The sequence below is a fragment of the Pseudomonas sp. LjRoot277 genome (assembly GCF_964253845.1).
Lineage (GTDB): Bacteria > Pseudomonadota > Gammaproteobacteria > Pseudomonadales > Pseudomonadaceae > Aquipseudomonas.
In genome coordinates, this window is record NZ_CAXURI020000001.1 from 1703588 (window position 1) to 1720919 (window position 17332).

17 protein-coding genes are annotated in these 17332 nt (G+C 58.2%); 11 read left to right on the forward strand and 6 right to left on the reverse strand.

The window, feature by feature from the left end; genetic code table 11:
* Nucleotides 1-10: 10 nt before the first annotated feature.
* Complete coding sequence (locus ACSQ87_RS08150; RefSeq protein ID WP_223432020.1) at nt 11-247, reverse strand: hypothetical protein; 237 nt, start codon at nt 245-247, stop codon at nt 11-13.
* Nucleotides 248-358: 111 nt separating this feature from the next.
* Nucleotides 359-1288, reverse strand: a complete 930-nt coding sequence (locus ACSQ87_RS08155; RefSeq protein WP_223432021.1) for a LysR family transcriptional regulator — start codon at nt 1286-1288, stop codon at nt 359-361.
* 148 nt (nt 1289-1436) lie between these two features.
* Here ACSQ87_RS08155 and ACSQ87_RS08160 point away from each other — a divergent pair, with 148 nt between their 5' ends.
* The 4 genes from ACSQ87_RS08160 to ACSQ87_RS08175 all read left to right on the forward strand — a co-directional run bounded on the left by ACSQ87_RS08160 (nt 1437) and on the right by ACSQ87_RS08175 (nt 5190).
* The gene (locus ACSQ87_RS08160; protein WP_223432022.1) at nt 1437-2723 is read left to right on the forward strand and encodes an MFS transporter; all 1287 of its coding nucleotides are present in this window, start codon (nt 1437-1439) and stop codon (nt 2721-2723) included.
* A 90-nt stretch (nt 2724-2813) separates the two neighbouring features.
* Nucleotides 2814-3566, forward strand: coding sequence for a 5-oxoprolinase subunit PxpA (locus tag ACSQ87_RS08165; protein ID WP_223432023.1), 753 nt, complete (start codon nt 2814-2816; stop codon nt 3564-3566).
* On the forward strand, nt 3563-4267 hold the full coding sequence (locus ACSQ87_RS08170) for a 5-oxoprolinase subunit B family protein (protein ID WP_223432024.1): 705 nt from the start codon (nt 3563-3565) through the stop codon (nt 4265-4267). The genes ACSQ87_RS08165 and ACSQ87_RS08170 overlap by 4 nt, the downstream gene beginning before the upstream one ends.
* Nucleotides 4264-5190 carry a biotin-dependent carboxyltransferase family protein gene (locus ACSQ87_RS08175; RefSeq protein WP_223432025.1) on the forward strand — a complete coding sequence of 309 codons (927 nt, stop codon included), beginning with the start codon at nt 4264-4266 and terminating at the stop codon, nt 5188-5190. The genes ACSQ87_RS08170 and ACSQ87_RS08175 overlap by 4 nt, the downstream gene beginning before the upstream one ends.
* Before the next feature lie 120 nt (nt 5191-5310).
* Here ACSQ87_RS08175 and ACSQ87_RS08180 read toward each other — a convergent pair whose 3' ends face one another.
* The gene (locus ACSQ87_RS08180) at nt 5311-6489 is read right to left on the reverse strand and encodes a vWA domain-containing protein (RefSeq protein ID WP_150655009.1); all 1179 of its coding nucleotides are present in this window, start codon (nt 6487-6489) and stop codon (nt 5311-5313) included.
* 33 nt (nt 6490-6522) lie between these two features.
* A complete protein-coding gene (locus ACSQ87_RS08185) occupies nt 6523-7368 on the reverse strand; it encodes an AAA family ATPase (RefSeq protein WP_008153159.1) in 846 nt (281 codons plus the stop codon).
* A 202-nt stretch (nt 7369-7570) separates the two neighbouring features.
* Here ACSQ87_RS08185 and ACSQ87_RS08190 point away from each other — a divergent pair, with 202 nt between their 5' ends.
* Together ACSQ87_RS08190 and ACSQ87_RS08195 are read left to right on the forward strand one after the other, a co-directional pair.
* Nucleotides 7571-7801 carry a DUF4160 domain-containing protein gene (locus ACSQ87_RS08190; RefSeq protein ID WP_033047627.1) on the forward strand — a complete coding sequence of 77 codons (231 nt, stop codon included), beginning with the start codon at nt 7571-7573 and terminating at the stop codon, nt 7799-7801.
* The gene (locus tag ACSQ87_RS08195) at nt 7789-8292 is read left to right on the forward strand and encodes a DUF2442 domain-containing protein (protein ID WP_223432026.1); all 504 of its coding nucleotides are present in this window, start codon (nt 7789-7791) and stop codon (nt 8290-8292) included. The genes ACSQ87_RS08190 and ACSQ87_RS08195 overlap by 13 nt, the downstream gene beginning before the upstream one ends.
* Here ACSQ87_RS08195 and ACSQ87_RS08200 read toward each other — a convergent pair.
* On the reverse strand, nt 8289-9395 hold the full coding sequence (locus tag ACSQ87_RS08200; protein WP_436273577.1) for a DUF748 domain-containing protein: 1107 nt from the start codon (nt 9393-9395) through the stop codon (nt 8289-8291). The genes ACSQ87_RS08195 and ACSQ87_RS08200 overlap by 4 nt on opposite strands.
* A gap of 96 nt (nt 9396-9491) precedes the next feature.
* Here ACSQ87_RS08200 and cysK point away from each other — a divergent pair, with 96 nt between their 5' ends.
* The 4 genes from cysK (at nt 9492) to ACSQ87_RS08220 (ending at nt 14477) form a co-directional block, all read left to right on the forward strand.
* Complete coding sequence (gene cysK, locus ACSQ87_RS08205) at nt 9492-10466, forward strand: cysteine synthase A (protein ID WP_223432028.1); 975 nt, start codon at nt 9492-9494, stop codon at nt 10464-10466.
* 210 nt (nt 10467-10676) lie between these two features.
* Nucleotides 10677-11615 (forward strand): aspartyl/asparaginyl beta-hydroxylase domain-containing protein, encoded by a 939-nt coding sequence (locus tag ACSQ87_RS08210; RefSeq protein ID WP_150655014.1) that lies wholly within the window; start codon nt 10677-10679, stop codon nt 11613-11615.
* Nucleotides 11616-11740: 125 nt separating this feature from the next.
* Nucleotides 11741-12841: an IS110 family transposase gene (locus ACSQ87_RS08215; protein ID WP_436273578.1), complete on the forward strand. Its 1101-nt coding sequence runs from the start codon at nt 11741-11743 to the stop codon at nt 12839-12841.
* 772 nt (nt 12842-13613) lie between these two features.
* Nucleotides 13614-14477 (forward strand): DMT family transporter, encoded by an 864-nt coding sequence (locus ACSQ87_RS08220; protein ID WP_223432029.1) that lies wholly within the window; start codon nt 13614-13616, stop codon nt 14475-14477.
* A 79-nt stretch (nt 14478-14556) separates the two neighbouring features.
* Here the strand turns inward: ACSQ87_RS08220 and ACSQ87_RS08225 are convergent, their stop codons facing one another.
* On the reverse strand, nt 14557-15465 hold the full coding sequence (locus ACSQ87_RS08225; RefSeq protein WP_223432030.1) for a DMT family transporter: 909 nt from the start codon (nt 15463-15465) through the stop codon (nt 14557-14559).
* A gap of 130 nt (nt 15466-15595) precedes the next feature.
* Between ACSQ87_RS08225 and aceK the strand changes: the two genes are divergently transcribed.
* Entirely contained in the window at nt 15596-17314 is a 1719-nt protein-coding gene (gene aceK / locus ACSQ87_RS08230; RefSeq protein WP_223432031.1) for a bifunctional isocitrate dehydrogenase kinase/phosphatase, read from the forward strand.
* Nucleotides 17315-17332 lie beyond the last annotated feature (18 nt).

The window sequence follows — 17332 nt, forward strand, 5'->3', positions numbered from 1 at the left end:
GTTCGAGCGGTCAGGCGCGGAGTTGAACGACCGCACCCAGCGGATGCCGATGGCGAGGCGACGAGTACAGGGTGTCGTTGCTGAAGCTGTCATCCAGTTCCAGGGCCAGACGTTCCAGTACCTGCTGTGAGGCTGGTGGGTTGCTCAAATGATCGAGGGTGATGCGGTGGGACTGGAAAGCCTCAGTGCCGAGGGCTTCGCTCCAGTGAACGAGCAATTGCTGCTGTTTTTGCGTATAGGCGCGCATCAAGTCCGATTCCTTCTGGACAGTTGGTTAGCTGAAAGCGCGCAGAGAATACCGCCCTGAAAAAATAATGCAAATGATAGTGGTTCATATTTAAAGCTTGGGGAGTGTCCTTCAGATCCCGGCTATGGGTTTGCTCAAAACGATGTAGTGCTCGCCCACTTTCTGCGCATAGCGCTCCACGACTTGCTGACACAACGCCACGATTTCTTCGACCCACTCCACGCCAACCCGCCACGACACCACCACCTGCAAATTCGGTGGCCGTTGATCGATGGCCAGCAAGGTCAATTCCCCCCGCGCCAGTTCCTCGGCTACCAGCACCGGCGGCAGCGCGCCAATACCGAAACCGTCCCGCAGCAACCGGGTGATCGCCGATACCGAGTTCACGCAGTTCAACCGTGGCGTCATGATGCCGTTGGCCTGCATCAGGGCGAGAATCTCCTGATGCGGATGGGAGTTTTTCGAATAGGTAATGATCCGTTCCCGCGCCAGGTCGGCAATCCCTGAATACTCGCGGTTATAGATCGAATTAGTCGCCACAATCCAGCCCATCGGGTGACTGGCCAGCTCAAGGCTGCGCACGCTTTCCTGACGCAACAGGTCGGTTTGCAGGATCAGGTCGAGAAAGCCTTTTTGCAGCTGATCGCAGAGGTTGAGTGCGGTATCGGCCACTAACTCGATTTCCACCAGCGGATAGTGATCCATCATCTGCGCCACCAACGGGCTCAGCCAGGTATGGATGACCGTGTCCATCACGCCGATGCGAACCCGTCCGACCTTGCTCGAACGGGTTTCGATCGACTGCTTGAGGGCTTGCATGGTGTCCATCATTTGCTCGGCGTATTCGAGCACTTTCAAGCCTTCGGGCGTCAGGCTCACGCCACGTGAATCGCGCAGGAACAGCTTCACCCCGAGCTCGCCTTCGAGCACGGCAATGCGGCTGGATATCGACGCCTGGGTGGTGAAGAGCTTGTCTGCCGTCAGGCGAAAACTCTTGAGTCGGGCGACCCAGACAAAGGTCTCGAGAAACTTCAGGTTCATAGGGACAAGTTTTTCTTATGTCTAGAGCGGGTTTTTATTAGTTGGACGCAGCAGGGCAAGGAGCCCAAAAATCAGGCCATCCGGTTCCCACGATAGGCGTCGTCGGGGCTCAGAACAATACCAATAAAAACTAGCGCGGAGATTTGCCATGAGTGCGCCCGACACGCTCAACATCCCAAAAGCCACGGTTCGCCCGGGACCTTTCGACTGGTACCGCAACATCAATAAACAGGAACGCCGCACCTTCTGGAGCTGCAAGATCGGCTATGGCCTGGACGGCATGGACACTCAGATGCTCAGCTTCGTGGTGCCGACCCTGATTGCGATGTGGGGCATCACCACTGGCGAGGCCGGGCTGATTCACACCAGCACCCTGATCGCCTCGGCCATCGGCGGTTGGGTGGCGGGAATTCTCTCCGACCGCATCGGTCGCGTACGCACCTTGCAACTCACCGTGCTGTGGTTCGCTTTCTTCACCTTCCTCTGCGGTTTCGCCCAGAACTACGAGCAACTGCTGATCAGCCGCACGCTGATGGGCTTCGGTTTCGGCGGCGAATGGACCGCCGGCGCGGTGCTGATGGGCGAAGTGATTCGCGCCAAGGACCGCGGCAAAGCGGTGGGCATGGTGCAATCGGGCTGGGCATTGGGTTGGGGGCTGACGGCGATTTTGTATGCGCTGCTATTCTCGGTGTTGCCACCGGAAGACGCCTGGCGCGCGCTGTTCCTCCTTGGCATCGTGCCGGCGATCTTTGTGATCTTCGTCCGTCGGCTGGTCAAGGACCCGGAAATCTATCGCGAAGCCAAGGCTAAGCAAGAACCCAGCAACCCGGCAAAATTCTACGAGATATTCGCTCCCGGCATCCTCTTCACCACGATTCGCGCGTCGGTGCTGACCACCGGTGCTCTGGGCGGTTACTACGCGATCACTTCCTGGTTGCCGACGTTTCTGAAGAACGAACGCGGTTTGAGCGTACTCGGTACGGGCGGTTATCTGGCGATGGTGATCGTCGGTTCCTACGTCGGCTATGTCATCAGCGCGTATTTGACTGACATCCTCGGGCGTAAAAAGAACTTCATTCTGTTCGCGGTCGGCTCGTTCACCATTGTTCTGCTCTACACCCAATTGCAGGTCAGCAATGGCGTGATGCTCTGGCTGGGCTTTCCTTTGGGCTTCTTCGCTTCGGGGATTTTCAGTGGAATGGGCTCGTTTTTGACCGAGCTGTTTCCAACGCGGATTCGCGGTTCGGGTCAGGGCTTTTGCTACAACATCGGCCGGGCGCTGGCGGCGTTGTTCCCACTGTTGATCGGCTTGATGAGCCAGAAGGTGCCATTGAGTGTGGGTATCGGTGCTTTTGCGGCGGTGTCCTACGGGGTGGTGATCCTTGCGGCCCTGAGCCTGCCGGAAACCCGTGGCAAGCAACTCGAAGCCCAATAACTTAATGCCCAGCAACTGATAATCTGCGGGCCTGCCGTTACAAAAATGGTCCCGCAGTTAAAAAGAATAAAGCTGAAAGGAGTGTTCACCGTGAGCCGCCTGCTATTGAACTGCGACATCGGCGAGAGTTTCGGCAACTGGACCATGGGTCTGGACGCCGAGGTCATGCCCTTCATCGATTGCGCCAACATCGCCTGCGGTTTTCATGCCGGCGACCCGAGCATCATGCGCAAGACTGTCAGCCTGGCCTTGAGCAACGGGGTTCAGATCGGTGCTCATCCGGCGTATCAGGATCTGGTCGGCTTCGGCCGCCGTTCCATGGCCTACACCGCCCAGGAACTTCAGGACATTGTGCATTACCAGATCGGCGCCCTCGACGGCATTTGCCGGGCTCAGGGCGGTCGGGTGAATTACGTCAAGCCGCACGGCGCGATGTACAACGACATGATGGCCAACCCGGCGCAATTGCGCGCGGTGCTTCAGGCCGTGGCGTCCTATGATCGCCAGTTACCGCTGATGTTGATGGCCACTCGCGACAACAGCGCAGCCCAGCAGTTGGGCGATGAATACGGCGTAACCCTGTGGTTCGAAGCCTTCGCCGATCGCGCTTACGACAGCGCGGGAATGCTGGTCTCGCGGCAACTGCCGGGCGCGGTGCATCACGATCCCGAAACAATCATCGAGCAGGCGCTGACCATTGCCCGCGGCGGCAACCTCACGGCCAGCGATGGCAGTGCCTTGCACCTGCAGGCCAACACCCTCTGCGTACACGGCGACAATGCCAGTTCGGTAGCCGCTGTACGGCGTATTCGCGAAGCACTTGATCAGCAGAGCGCGCCATGAAACTGCGGGTAGAAGTGGTGGCGCTGGATTGCCTGATGGTGCGCCTGTTCGATGAGATTGCCGAAGCGAACATGCCGTGGATGCTCGCAGCCAGTGAAAGTCTGCGTGCTGCATTCGCCGGGCATCTGATCGATCTGGTGCCGTCCTATACGACGTTGATGGTGCATTACGATCTGACCGCGTTGAGTCCGGCCCAGGCTCGGGAGCTGATCGCCGAGGCCTTGATCGATCTGTCGCCCAACGCCTGCACCCGCGGCAAATGTCATGTGCTGCCGGTCTGGTATGACTTGAGCGTTGGCCCGGAGTTGAGCCTGTTGTCCCGGCTCAGCGGATTGGCCGTGGATGAAGTGATCCGTCGCCACAGCGAGCGCGAATATCAGGTGTTCGCCTTGGGTTTCGCGCCGGGTTTCGCCTTCATGGGGCTGGTGGAAGAAGTGCTGGCCGCGCCGCGTTTGAACACTCCGCGTAAAAAAGTGGCGGCGGGAAGCGTCGGCATCGCCGAACGCCAAACCGCCGCTTACCCGGTGGTGTCCCCCGGTGGCTGGAATCTGATCGGTCGCACCCCGGCCAAATTGTTCGACCGCGAACGCGACGGCTACAGCCTGATGCAACCAGGCGACACGGTGCGCTTCGAAGCCGTCAGCCATGCCGAATTCATCAATCTGGGCGGTGACGACACGCCGTTGGAGGCGCAGGCATGAGCCGTCTATCAATAGAAGCGAGTACACCGCTGTGCCTGTTGCAGGATGCTGGCCGTTTCGGCGTGCGGCATCTGGGCGTGACCCAGGGCGGGGCGGCGGATTGGCGATCGATGTCTTGGGCTAATTGGTTGCTGGGTAATGACCTGGATGCACCGGTGATTGAAATCACCCTCGGCGGGTTTACGGTCGTTGCCGAAGAGGATTGCGTGCTGGCGTTGGCCGGGGCGGATCTGGGGGCGCAGTTGGATGGCGAGGCGTTGGCGCCGTGGCGCAGTTTCAGGCTGAACAAAGGTCAGCAATTGCAATTCACTCAGCCGCTGCTTGGCGCTCGGGCATATTTGGCAGCCCCGGGCGGGTTTGATGCGCCAAAGGTGTTGGGCAGTAGCGCAACCGTGGTCCGTGAGGAACTCGGCGGGCTGGATGGCATGGGCCGGGCGTTGGCCAAAGATGCGCAGTTGAGCTACTCGGGCAGCTCGCTGCTCCTGCTGCGGGAGTTGGCGCGCGAACAGGTGCCGGATTTCAAACTCAACGCGCCGCTGGACCTGGTGCTCGGTGCCCAGATCGGCGAGTTCAGTGGACAGAGTTTGTTCGACGCGTTCAACAGCGTCTGGACCCTCGATAGCCGTGCCGACCGGATGGGCATCCGCTTGCTGGGAACGGCGTTGCAGTATCAGGGTAAGCCGATGATTTCCGAAGGCATCCCGCTGGGTGCGGTTCAGGTGCCGCCGGACGGGCAGCCGATTGTGTTGCTCAATGATCGGCAGACCATTGGGGGTTATCCGCGATTGGGCGCGTTGACGCCGTTGGCGCTGGCGCGATTGGCGCAGTGTCTGCCGGGGGCAACGGTACGATTGAGACCGGTGGTGCAGGATGTCGCGCATCGGGAACAAGTCGAGTATCTACGGCGATTCCTGAATAGCTAAAAGCTTCGCGAGCAAGCCCGCTCCCACACTGGACCTGTGTCGTACACAAAACCAATGTGGGAGCGGCGGTGCGACGATTCGACTTGCTCGCGAAGGGGGCATCACAGACAACAACAATCTTTATTTGGAGAGAAACCGCATCCCTTCCTCCAACCCCCGCAACGTCAGCGGATACATCTGGTCGTTAATCAAGTCCCGCACGATGTTGGTCGAAGACGTATAGCCCCACGTATCTTTCGGATACGGGTTGATCCAGATGACCTTCTTGTACTTCTCCATGAACCGCTGCATCCACACATAACCCGCTTCCTCGTTCCAGTGCTCGACGCTGCCGCCGGCCTGGGTGATCTCGTACGGCGCCATGGCGGCGTCACCGATGAAGATCACTTTGTAGTCGGCGCCGTATTTGTGCAGCAGGTCCTGGGTCGAGGTGCGCTCGGAGCTGCGGCGCATGTTGTTCTTCCACACCGATTCATAAATGAAGTTGTGGAAGTAGAAATACTCCAAGTGCTTGAACTCGGTCTTGCAGGCCGAGAACAGTTCTTCGCAGATCTTCACGTGGGCGTCCATCGAGCCGCCGATGTCGAACAGCAGCAACAGCTTGATGGTGTTACGCCGCTCCGGACGCATCTGAATATTCAGCAACCCGGCATCACGCGCGGTGTGGTCGATGGTGCCATCGATGTCCAGTTCTTCCGCCGCACCTTGGCGCGCGAATTTGCGCAGCCGCCGCAGGGCGACCTTGATGTTGCGCGTGCCCAGCTCCACCGAATCGTCGAGGTTCTTGTACTCGCGCTGATCCCAGACCTTGACCGCTTTGCCCTGACGCTTGCCGGCATCGCCGACGCGAATGCCTTCCGGGTTGAAGCCGCCGGAGCCGAACGGGCTGGTACCGCCCGTGCCGATCCACTTGTTACCGCCGGCATGACGTTCTTTCTGTTCTTCGAGGCGTTTCTTGAACTCTTCGATCAGCTTGTCCAGGCCGCCGAGGGACTGGATTGCCGCCCGCTCTTCGTCGGTCAGCGAACGCTCGAACTCCTTGCGCAACCAGTCTTCCGGGATCAATGCCTGAAGGTGATCGTCGAGTTTTTCCAGGCCGTTGAAGTAGGCACCGAAGGCCCGGTCGAATTTGTCGAAATGCTTTTCGTCCTTCACCAGAATCGCCCGGGACAGGTAATAAAACTCGTCCATGTCGGCGAAGGTCACGCGCTGCTTCAGCGCGTTGATCAGGTCCAGCAGCTCCCGTACCGAGACCGGTACTTTGGCTGCGCGCATTTCATTGAACAGGTTAAGCAGCATGGCTATCGCCCTCTATCTTGTTAAACAGAGGGATCAGCGAGTGCCGCGACGGCTCATGAACGCCAAACGTTCAAGCAACTGTACGTCCTGTTCGTTCTTCACCAAAGCGCCTGCCAGCGGTGGAATGGCCTTGGTCGGATCGCGCTCGCGCAGCACTGCTTCGCCGATGTTGTCGGCCATCAGCAGCTTCAGCCAGTCCACCAATTCGGAGGTCGATGGCTTCTTCTTCAGACCCGGCACTTTGCGCACGTCGAAGAACACGTCCAGCGCTTCGCTGACCAGGTCTTTCTTGATGTTTGGGTAGTGCACGTCGACGATCCTCTGCATCGTGGTGCGATCCGGGAAGGCGATGTAGTGGAAGAAGCAGCGGCGCAGGAAGGCGTCCGGCAGCTCTTTTTCGTTGTTGGAGGTAATGATGATGATCGGGCGTTTCTTGGCCTTGATGGTCTCGTCGATCTCGTAAACGTAGAACTCCATCTTGTCGAGTTCTTGCAGCAGGTCATTCGGGAACTCGATGTCAGCCTTGTCGATTTCGTCGATCAGCAGGATCACCCGCTCTTCGGACTCGAAGGCTTCCCAGAGCTTGCCCTTTTTCAGGTAATTGCGAACGTCGTGAACCTTTTCCGTGCCCAGTTGTGAGTCGCGCAGACGGCTGACCGCGTCGTACTCGTACAGGCCTTGATGCGCCTTGGTGGTGGACTTGATGTGCCAGGTGATCAGTTTGGCGCCGAAGGACTCGGCCAGTTGCTCGGCGAGCATGGTCTTGCCGGTGCCCGGTTCGCCCTTGACCAGCAGCGGACGCTCCAGGGTGATGGCGGCGTTGACCGCCAGCTTCAGGTCATCGGTGGCGACGTAGGCCTGGGTGCCTTCGAACTTCATCTGCTAATCCTCGAACGGTAACGCCGACCTGAACGAAGCAGGGCGGGGCGCAATAATTGTAGTACCCGACTATAACGCGGTGCCCGGTCGACTGTGAACGCAGACGGCTTATTCAGTCTCTGAATGGGGCGTCACATCTTGACTCAGTCTCGGCCGCTAGCCAGTATTGAGCTATCGCCATTTTGGCGATAGCTTGCGGGGCATGTCTACTAAATACCGATTTCGTGATACGTACCGCATTCAGTTGCGCGAGAAGGATCATCCGCCACCCCATGTCCACCTGACGGGTGGCGGGCTGGACGTCATGCTCAGCCTTGAAACCGTCGAAGTGATGGTGGGCAAGGCGCCGCCGCTGATTATCAAGGAAGCGCTGGAGTGGGTCAGGGCCCATCAGGTGCAATTGCTGGAGGATTGGAAACGATGTTACCCATGAAGCGACCACGGCTGTCGGCCGTGCAGGCGTTGCCGGATCACCGCTTGGCGCTGACCTTTATCGACGGTCAGCAACTGAACCTCGATTTGAGTCGGGACCTGCGCGCCTATCCAGGGTTGCAGCCATTGCTGGAGGCTGGCGCTTTCGAAGGGGCAACCCTGGGTGATGAAGGCTGGAGCGTTGAGTGGCCCGAACTGGACATCCAGATCGGCGCAGACACCCTTTATCTGGATGCTCTCGCACAAAATGCGTTGGACGAAAACACCCGGATCTTCATCGACTGGCGCGCTCGCACCGGGTTACCGCTCAATCAGGCGGCCGAAGCGTTGGGGGTCAGTGCCCGCAGCATTACGCGTTACAGCAGTGGTCGTGAAGCCGTACCGCGATCGCTGGCACTGGCCTGCCTGGGCTGGGATTTCTTGCAGCAGCAATCGAACCCGGCGCGAGCGGCGGAAGAAACCGGTCGCTACACCGTCACCCGAAAACCTTAGCCCGCATCCGGTTTTGGCCGTTCGTACTGGGCATTGAAGGCCTGGATGAAGCCGTTGCGTAAAATCTGCAAAAAAGCCTCGAATGCGCTGATATCTTGCTGATGCACGCTGCCCCTGAGTTGGACGCGAGTGGCGAACTGGTTTTTCGGCTGGTTCTTCAACACATTCTCGGTACCCCCGACGAGTGCTTCCCAGATGGAGCGAAAAATCCCTTTGTCTTTGTTTTCCACGTCCTGTTGCCAATTGAAAACATCGACGTCCCGCAATAACGGCTTGATGTAGCCAGTGAGTTGGCCCTTGTTGGCTTCGGCCTCGATGACCAGATCACCATGGCCAGCATTGAAGTCGAACTTGCCGTAGGCCGAGGCGAAATCATTCATGCGTTTGAGTTCAAGGTTTTTTGCGCGCAGGCGGAATTCGAAGTTCTGGAAGTCACTCAGGGGGTCGAAGGTTGCCGTTGTTTCCAGCGGAGCATGCCCCAGCAACAGAGCCTTGCCGTCGAAGCGAGCGTCGCGTTTGCCTTTGGTGTCGACCACGTTGGTCAGGTTGTAAATGCTGGCATTAACCTGGGTGGCATTCATGTTCACGGGCGGTTTTGAATTGAAGTTTCGAAAGGTGACCCGGCCGTCGTTGATCCGCACTTCGTTCAGGGTAATCGGCAGCAATTTTTCCAATTGTGCCCGCCAGTCGGTGCCCTGACCGGTCTGGGAGTTTTTCTTGTTGGCACCGCCGTCGACGAAGTTCACCTCGGGTTTGTCGAACTGCGCCTCGGCCACCACTGCGTGGTCATACCAGAGCGAGTGCCAGCTGACGGAGAGGTCAATCAATGGCGCGTTGACGAAAGGCACGGGGACCTTGCCATTGACCTTGACGATTTTCAGTCCATTGATTTTGTACGCACCGCGCCACAGGGCCAGGTCTACGTCGGTAATCTGGCCGCGGTAGTCACCCATGTTCGCCAATCTCTCGTTGAGGTAGTCGCGCACCATGTAGGGCAGGGCGATGTGCAGGGCAATCAGCAGCACAACGAGGCCGGCGAGGGTCCACAGGGGCCAACTGTATCGGCGTTTCATGATGGCAAATCTCTGGCGTTGTAAAGCCATTGACTGCTGCGGTTGCGGGACGTTCGACTGACTGGACGACCAAGGGCAACAAGCATACCTTGGAGAGCTTATTTAACGCTGTATAAGGACCCAGCCATGAGCCGTATCTACGCTGACAACGCCCATTCCATCGGCAATACACCGCTGGTGCAGATCAACCGTATCGCCCCGCGCGGCGTGACCATCCTGGCCAAGATCGAAGGGCGTAACCCCGGTTACTCGGTCAAGTGCCGGATCGGTGCAAACATGATCTGGGACGCCGAAAGCACCGGCAAACTCAAGCCTGGCATGACCATCGTCGAACCGACCTCGGGTAATACCGGTATCGGCCTGGCATTCGTCGCTGCGGCCCGGGGTTACAAGCTGATGCTGACCATGCCGGCGTCCATGAGTATCGAGCGACGCAAAGTGCTCAAGGCACTGGGGGCCGAACTGGTACTGACCGAACCGGCCAAGGGCATGAAAGGAGCAATCGAGAAGGCTGCTGACATTGTCGCCAGCGACCCGACCGCCTACTTCATGCCGTCGCAGTTTGAAAACCCGGCCAACCCGGCCATCCACGAAAAAACGACCGGTCCGGAAATCTGGAACGACACCGACGGTGCAATCGACGTATTGGTGGCAGGCGTCGGAACGGGTGGAACCATTACCGGGGTTTCGCGGTATATCAAGAATACCCAGGGAAAGCCGATTATTTCGGTGGCGGTGGAGCCAGCAGTGTCGCCGGTCATCACCCAGGCAATGGCCGGTGAAGAAATCAAGCCGAGCCCTCACAAGATCCAGGGTATTGGTGCCGGTTTTGTGCCGAAGAATCTTGATCTGTCGATGGTCGATCGGGTTGAGTTGGTCAGCGATGAAGAATCCAAGGCCATGGCCCTGCGCCTGATGCAGGAAGAAGGGATTTTGAGTGGCATTTCCTGCGGCGCTGCCATGGCGGTGGCCGTCCGCCTGGCGGAAACCCCGGAAATGCAGGGCAAGACCATCGTGGTGATCCTGCCGGATTCCGGTGAACGCTACCTGTCGAGCATGCTGTTCAGTGATCTGTTCACCGAGCAGGAGAATCAACAATAGGCGTTGCGATTTTTTGATCCGGTGGGAGGGGGTGATTCAGGTCAGCCCTCGTTCAGGAACCTTATGTTAAGAAGTGCTTTATTGCGTAATCCTTAACACTGAATGTTGGGATACACGGGTGTTTCCCGAGGCCGGTAGTGTTTATCATGGCCGGCTGCCACGTCGGGTAAATGGCATTGTGCAAAGTTGTCTACTATCAAGGAGTTGTTGATGACCGTTTCCCTTGCCGCAAAGGCGTCGCTTTTGTTGCTGTTCTTCGGCAGCACTCTCTATGTGCATTTACGCGGCAAGGCGCGTTTGCCGGTCTTGCGTCAGTTCGTCAACCACTCGGCTTTGTTCGCGCCCTATAACGCCTTGATGTACCTGTTCTCCAGCGTGCCATCCAAACCCTATCTTGACCGCAGCAAGTTCCCGGAACTGGATGTGCTCAAGGACAACTGGGAAGTCATCCGCGACGAAGCGATGCATTTGTTCGACGAGGGTTACATCCGCGCCGCCGAAAGGAACAACGACGCTGGGTTCGGTTCGTTCTTCAAGAAAGGCTGGAAGCGCTTTTACCTCAAGTGGTACGACAAACCACTGCCATCGGCCGAAGCCCTGTGCCCGAAAACCGTGGCACTGGTGAGCAGCATTCCCAATGTCAAAGGCGCGATGTTCGCCTTGTTGCCGGGCGGTAGCCACCTCAACCCGCACCGTGATCCGTTCGGCGGTTCCCTGCGTTATCACTTGGGGCTGTCGACGCCGAACTCCGACGATTGCCGGATCTTCGTCGATGGACAGGTCTACGCCTGGCGTGATGGCGAAGACGTGATGTTCGACGAAACCTACGTGCATTGGGTCAAGAACGAAACCGACAAGACTCGGGTCATCCTTTTTTGCGACATCGAACGACCGCTGAGCAACCGCCTGATGACCCGCATCAACCGCTGGGTCAGTGGCTTTTTGGGGCGCGCCACTGCACCGCAGAATCTTGATGATGAACGTGTTGGCGGGATTAACCATGTTTACGCATGGAGCAAGAACTCCAGCGACAAGTTCAGTGGTGTGATCAAACAGTGGAAGCGTCGCAATCCCAAGGCCTACCGTGTGCTGCGACCGGTGTTGGCGGTGGTGGTGTTTACGTTGTTGGGATATTGGTTGTTTGGGTGATTCCGAACACAGAAAAATATCAAGCGAAACACCCTCTTTTGTAATTGAATGGACTCGCCCAAGCCGAGGCGTCTGTGCGCCACGGTGGCATTCTTATAGAAGCCAACGACAGCGAGGGCGAGGCCATGAAAAAGCATACGACGATCAATCAGTCTTTGTCAGCCGATCTGGCGGCATGCACCACAGTTGCGGTGGATCTTGCCAAAAGAGTCTTTCAGTTGGCCGGGGAGGATGTTCTCGGTCAGGTGTTGTTCGAGAATCGAATCAAGTCACGTGAGGCCTTTCAGGCATTTCTTCATAAGCTTCCAGCGAGCGTGACGGTGTTGGTGGAAACCGGGCCAGGCGCTCAGGCATGGGCACGATTGCTGCAAACGCAGGGTAATCCAGTCCGCATCCTGCCGGCCCAGCATGTGGCCAATCATCGCAACGGCCCGAAAAATGATCGCAACGATGCATTGGCTATCTTGCGCGCAGGCCGTGATTGCAAGATCTCAGCCGTACCGCTCAAGAGTGCGGCGGCGCTGGCGATGCAGGCTCTGCACAGGGCCCGGCAGGGATATGTACGGCGACGCACTGCGGTCGGCAATCAGATGCGCGGTTTACTGCTGGAACATGGTGTGGCTATGGCGCAGGGTGAAATGGCTATCAGCCAACTCGTGCCTCGGATAGTGGAAGATGCCACCCAGCCGTTACCCGATTTGCTGCGCGAACTCATCGCCGAATTGCTGGGTGAATGGGGTCAACTGGGCGAACGCATCAACGTGCTGACCGGTCGGCTGGAAGCGGCAGCGAAGGAGGATGAGACGGCGAAGCGGCTGATGACGGTGCGCGGCGTTGGCCCGATCATCGCCACGGCGCTGCTGGCCAAGCAGACCGAGCCTAAACGCTTTGCCAACGCGCGCTTGTTCGCCGCCTACTTCGGTTTGGTGCCCAGCCAGCACAGCAGCGGGGAGAAGGTCCGGTTGGGCAAGATGAGCAAGCAGGGCGATGCTTACTTGCGCAGTCTGACGATCCAGGGTGCCCACGCCGTTTTAAAACAGCTACGACCCGATTCACAGCAGCCGGATGACCAACGTCTCCAGCGTTGGATATCCCGCCTGGGTCGCAAGGAGGCAGCCGTGCGATTGGCCAACCGCAACCTGCGCATCCTCTGGGTGCTACTGCAAAACGACCAGACTTATCGTCGCCAGCCAGGCACTGGCCAGGAGGCGGCGATGAGTCACTGATAACAGAGTTCTGCCACCGGGGCGTTAAGCGCTCCAACCCATGCTGAAGAACATTGACCCAGGTCAGACCGTCGCGGATTGATGCCTAAGCTGCTACTGGCCCTTGAGGCCTTACTGTAATCGGCATACCACGAGCTTACCCAATGTTGGCCAGAAGCCGTTGAAGGCTTCCTCGAACAGGCCTCATACATAGATGCAACCGGGTAGCAGTGTTCAAAAAGCAGGTTGAACGTGGGGGCGAGTCCATACATAGCAGCTGGCGAAGCCTGCGTTCGGCTGCGCAGCAGTCGTGAAATCAGGCAACGCGGTGTTTCAGGAAGACAGCGGGCTCAGGTTCACGACTGCTGCGCAGCCGAACGCAGGCTTCGCCAGCTGCTACAGGTCGCGTTGCAGCGAGCTGTTTTTACTGGCCATTGCAATCCATGTCAGTGGCTGGTTATAGTCGGCGCTCGGTGGTTTTCTAACCCACCTTTCCACCTATCAAAAAAGATCAGCCCATGCCTGCTTCCCTCATCAACGCGGTAGTCGATTCAGCGGTCAACGCTGGCGTCGTGCCGTGCGGGAATCAGCAGCCTGCGCAGATCAGTCATTACCCCCCACCTGTCAGTAGCTCGCCGGTGTGCGCAGTCGTATCACCGCCAGGCGTTGGCTTTTCGGGCTGATCAGCTTTTTTCTGCTGTTTCCACGCCCGCCTGAAAAAGCGCCCGCTTAAAAAACTACTGAATTTCAGTTTCGGCTGAGTTGGCTTTTTGCCTGACTACAGGTGGTATTCATGTTTGTCCTTTCGAAAAACACCGCTCTCGCGGCGGCGTCCACGAGCCTGTTCGTTCTGCTGTGGAGCAGCGGGGCGATCTTCTCCAAATGGGGCCTGGCTCACGCGTCACCCTTTGCCTTTCTGCTGTTTCGCTTTGCCATCGCGCTATTCGGTCTGGTGCTGCTGGTGCCGTTGCTCAAGCTGAAGCTGCCCAAGGGCGGCAAGCCGATGATGTATGCAATGGCCACAGGTGTGGTGTTGCTGGGGGCTTATCAGATTTTCTATCTGTTGGCTCTGGACCTCAAAGTCACGCCGGGAGTGATGGCGACGATCATGGGCGTGCAGCCCATTCTTACGGTGGTCATCATGGAGCGTCAGCGATCAACCAGCAGAATGTTCGGTTTGTCGCTGGGCTTGGCCGGCTTGATCATGGTGGTTTACCAAGGCATCGGTCTGGCGGGTATGTCATTGGCCGGTATGCTCTTCGGTTTGCTGGCGCTGGCAAGCATGACGTTCGGTTCGATCATGCAGAAGCGCATCACCGACAATCCCCTCGGCACGCTGCCAGTGCAGTACCTGGCGGGACTGTTGCTCTGCGGGATCTTCGTGCCATTCCAACCCTTTCATTTCGAACACAGCACCGGTTTTATCGTACCGGTGTTGTGGATGGGATTGGTGGTGTCGGTGCTGGCAACCTTGCTGCTGTATCGCTTGATCGCCCGGGGCAACCTGGTGAATGTCACCAGTCTGTTTTACCTGGTGCCGGCCGTGACGGCTGTCATGGACTATCTGATTTTCGGCAATCGGCTGGCGGCATTGAGCCTGCTGGGGATGGGGCTGATCATCGTCGGTCTGGTGTTCGTATTCCGTAAAAACGCCTGAAACAAAACAAGGCCTGGGGCGTGAGCTCCAGGCCTTTTTTATTTGGCCAGCGCATGCTCGGCCCGGGCACACCGCAAAACTACTTGGCAGTCACTTCTACCACCTTCACCACCGCCGCCTTCAACACCAACCACAACGCCGCCGCAATCAACACCCCGCCATAGATGTGCGCCATCGACAACGGCTCATCCAGCAACAACGCCCCCCACAACACCCCGAACGGCGGGATCAGGAAGGTCGTGGTCATCGACTTCACCGGCCCGACCGAGCTGAGTAACCGGAAGTAAATAATGTACGCAAGCGCCGTACACACCAGCCCCAACCCCAGCAGCGACAGCCATACACTCCAACCACCCCAGCTCTCCGGTGGCTGGCTGATCACGCTGTAACCGAACAGCGGCAGCAAAAACAACGTCGCGCCGAGCATGCTGCCCACCGCCGATAGACGACTGTCGAGACCACCGGCCTGATCAAGCCAGCGTCGTGCGAGGAACCCGGCGAAACCGTAGCAGGTCGTGGCGAGCAGGCAGGCGAGGGCGCCCATCAGCAGTTCCATGTCGAACGCCACCGGACCGGCTCGGGTCAGGATGCCCACGCCCAACAGCCCGAGGAACACACCGCCAAGTTTGGCGGCGGTAAGTTTTTCATGGAAGAACAGACCGCCGATCAGCACGCCCATCAATGGCGTGGTGGCGTTGAAAATCGCCGAATAACCGGCCGGCAGCACTTGCGCGGCCACCGAATATAGGGTCGCCGGAATCCCGGAGTTGATCACTCCGAGGAGCATCACGGTTTTGAGTTTGCCTTTGAAATCCCAGCTGATGCGCATCAGCCCGAGAATCACCAACAGGCCAACCGCGGCAATCGACACGCGGAAAAAAGCAGTGGGGATTGTGCCAATCACCGGGGCGATGATGCGCATGAACAAAAAGCTCGCGCCCCAAATGGCAGCAAGCGATAACAAACGCAGAGTATCGACGGGGTTCACAGCGCTTTCCTTCCTTGATTGGGGCGCAAGTGTCGCGCCAGTCAGGACGCAAGGCAATGGTTGCGTTGCGTAACAAAGGGCCACTAAGCTCAGGCCCCAACGATAAGAATCAGCCGCCGAGGTTTTACCTATGCCGCAGCAATGGCCAGCCGCCGACATCGCCCGAATGATCCTCGATGGCTTTGACGATTACCGCGAGCATTTCCGCCAGATCACCGACGGCGCCCGGGCTCGCTTCGAGCAGGCCAAGTGGCAGGAGACGCAATCAGCGTCGGCCGCGCGGATCAATCTCTACGAAGAAAAAGTCAGCGAAACGGTGGCGCGGCTGCACATCGCTTTCGACGCCGACACGCTGGATGTCAGCTGCTGGCCGCTGGTCAAAAATGCTTACATCACGCTGATCGACCTGCGCTTCGACGATGAACTGTCCGAAACCTGGTACAACTCGATCTTCTGCGGGCTGTTCAGCCACGACCTGATCAGCGACGGCTGCATGTTCATCCACACCACCCGACCAAGTTTGCGCCGTGCCCGCGCCGCACAAACCCGCACGTACAAGCCCCACGGCCAGTTGTCCGGGATGCTGGCGAGCATTTTTGCCGACTACCGCTTCAGTGAGGATTACGCCAACCTGGCGGGCGACCTGAGTCGTCTCGAAGGGCAATTACGCGAGAACCTGCCGGACTGGGTCTGCAAGGACCCGGAGCTGAGCGTCGAACTGTTTTCCTCGGTGCTTTACCGCAACAAAGGCGCGTACCTGGTCGGGCGCATCTACACCCAGGACGAACAGTGGCCGCTGGTGATTCCGCTGCTGCACCGCGAAGGGCGCGGGATTCAGATCGATGCGCTGATCACCGATGAAGCGGACGTGTCGATCATCTTCTCGTTCACCCGTTCGTATTTCATGGTCGACGTGCCGGTGCCGGCGGAGTTCATCGGTTTCCTCAAACGCATTTTGCCGGGTAAGCACATCGCCGAGCTGTACACCTCGATCGGCTTTTACAAACATGGAAAATCCGAGTTCTACCGGGCGCTGATCAATCACCTGGCCAACACCGACGACCAGTTCATCATGGCCCCGGGCGTGCGTGGCATGGTGATGAGCGTGTTTACCCTGCCGGGCTTCAACACCGTATTCAAGATCATCAAGGACCGCTTCTCGCCGTCAAAGAACGTCGACCGCGCCACGGTGATCGAGAAGTACCGTTTGGTGAAAAGCGTCGACCGGGTCGGGCGTTTGGCCGACACCCAGGAATTCGCCGACTTCCGCTTCCCGTTGAGCAAGTTCGACCCGGCCTGTCTGGAAGAATTGCTCGAAGTGGCAGCGTCCACCGTGTCGGTAGAGGACGACACCGTGCTGATCCGCCACTGCTGGACCGAACGGCGGATGACGCCGCTGAACCTGTACCTGGAGAACGCCAACGACGCTCAGGTCCGCGAGGCGCTGGAAGATTACGGCCTGGCGATCAAGCAACTGGCGGCGGCGAACATCTTTCCCGGCGACATGCTGCTGAAGAACTTTGGCGTCACGCGTCACGGGCGGGTGGTGTTTTATGACTATGACGAGATCTGCTTCCTGACCGAGGCCAACTTCCGGCATATCCCGCAACCGCGCACGCCAGAAGACGAGATGGCGTCGGAGCCTTGGTATTCGATCGGACCGCTGGATGTGTTTCCTGAAGAGTTTCCGCCGTTTTTGTTTGCTGATTCGGGGCAAAGGAAGTTGTTTGATCAGTTGCATGGTGAGCTTTACAACGCCGATTACTGGAAAAGCCTTCAGGAAGCCATTCGCGCCGGGAAGGTCATCGACGTGTTCCCATATCGACGCAAGGGCCTCGACAACGAGTAACCGTATTCGCACGATCTA

What these genes read in the sequence shown, in the direction of transcription:
- ACSQ87_RS08150 (WP_223432020.1), bottom strand. Translation starts at nt 247, where the DNA reads ATGCGCGCCTATACGCAAAAACAGCAGCAATTGCTCGTTCACTGGAGC.
- ACSQ87_RS08155 (WP_223432021.1), bottom strand. Translation starts at nt 1,288, where the DNA reads ATGAACCTGAAGTTTCTCGAGACCTTTGTCTGGGTCGCCCGACTCAAG.
- ACSQ87_RS08160 (WP_223432022.1), top strand. Translation starts at nt 1,437, where the DNA reads ATGAGTGCGCCCGACACGCTCAACATCCCAAAAGCCACGGTTCGCCCG.
- ACSQ87_RS08170 (WP_223432024.1), top strand. Translation starts at nt 3,563, where the DNA reads ATGAAACTGCGGGTAGAAGTGGTGGCGCTGGATTGCCTGATGGTGCGC.
- ACSQ87_RS08175 (WP_223432025.1), top strand. Translation starts at nt 4,264, where the DNA reads ATGAGCCGTCTATCAATAGAAGCGAGTACACCGCTGTGCCTGTTGCAG.
- ACSQ87_RS08180 (WP_150655009.1), bottom strand. Translation starts at nt 6,489, where the DNA reads ATGCTGCTTAACCTGTTCAATGAAATGCGCGCAGCCAAAGTACCGGTC.
- ACSQ87_RS08185 (WP_008153159.1), bottom strand. Translation starts at nt 7,368, where the DNA reads ATGAAGTTCGAAGGCACCCAGGCCTACGTCGCCACCGATGACCTGAAG.
- ACSQ87_RS08190 (WP_033047627.1), top strand. Translation starts at nt 7,571, where the DNA reads ATGTCTACTAAATACCGATTTCGTGATACGTACCGCATTCAGTTGCGC.
- ACSQ87_RS08195 (WP_223432026.1), top strand. Translation starts at nt 7,789, where the DNA reads ATGTTACCCATGAAGCGACCACGGCTGTCGGCCGTGCAGGCGTTGCCG.
- ACSQ87_RS08200 (WP_436273577.1), bottom strand. Translation starts at nt 9,395, where the DNA reads ATGGCTTTACAACGCCAGAGATTTGCCATCATGAAACGCCGATACAGT.
- cysK (WP_223432028.1), top strand. Translation starts at nt 9,492, where the DNA reads ATGAGCCGTATCTACGCTGACAACGCCCATTCCATCGGCAATACACCG.
- ACSQ87_RS08210 (WP_150655014.1), top strand. Translation starts at nt 10,677, where the DNA reads ATGACCGTTTCCCTTGCCGCAAAGGCGTCGCTTTTGTTGCTGTTCTTC.
- ACSQ87_RS08215 (WP_436273578.1), top strand. Translation starts at nt 11,741, where the DNA reads ATGAAAAAGCATACGACGATCAATCAGTCTTTGTCAGCCGATCTGGCG.
- ACSQ87_RS08220 (WP_223432029.1), top strand. Translation starts at nt 13,614, where the DNA reads ATGTTTGTCCTTTCGAAAAACACCGCTCTCGCGGCGGCGTCCACGAGC.
- aceK (WP_223432031.1), top strand. Translation starts at nt 15,596, where the DNA reads ATGCCGCAGCAATGGCCAGCCGCCGACATCGCCCGAATGATCCTCGAT.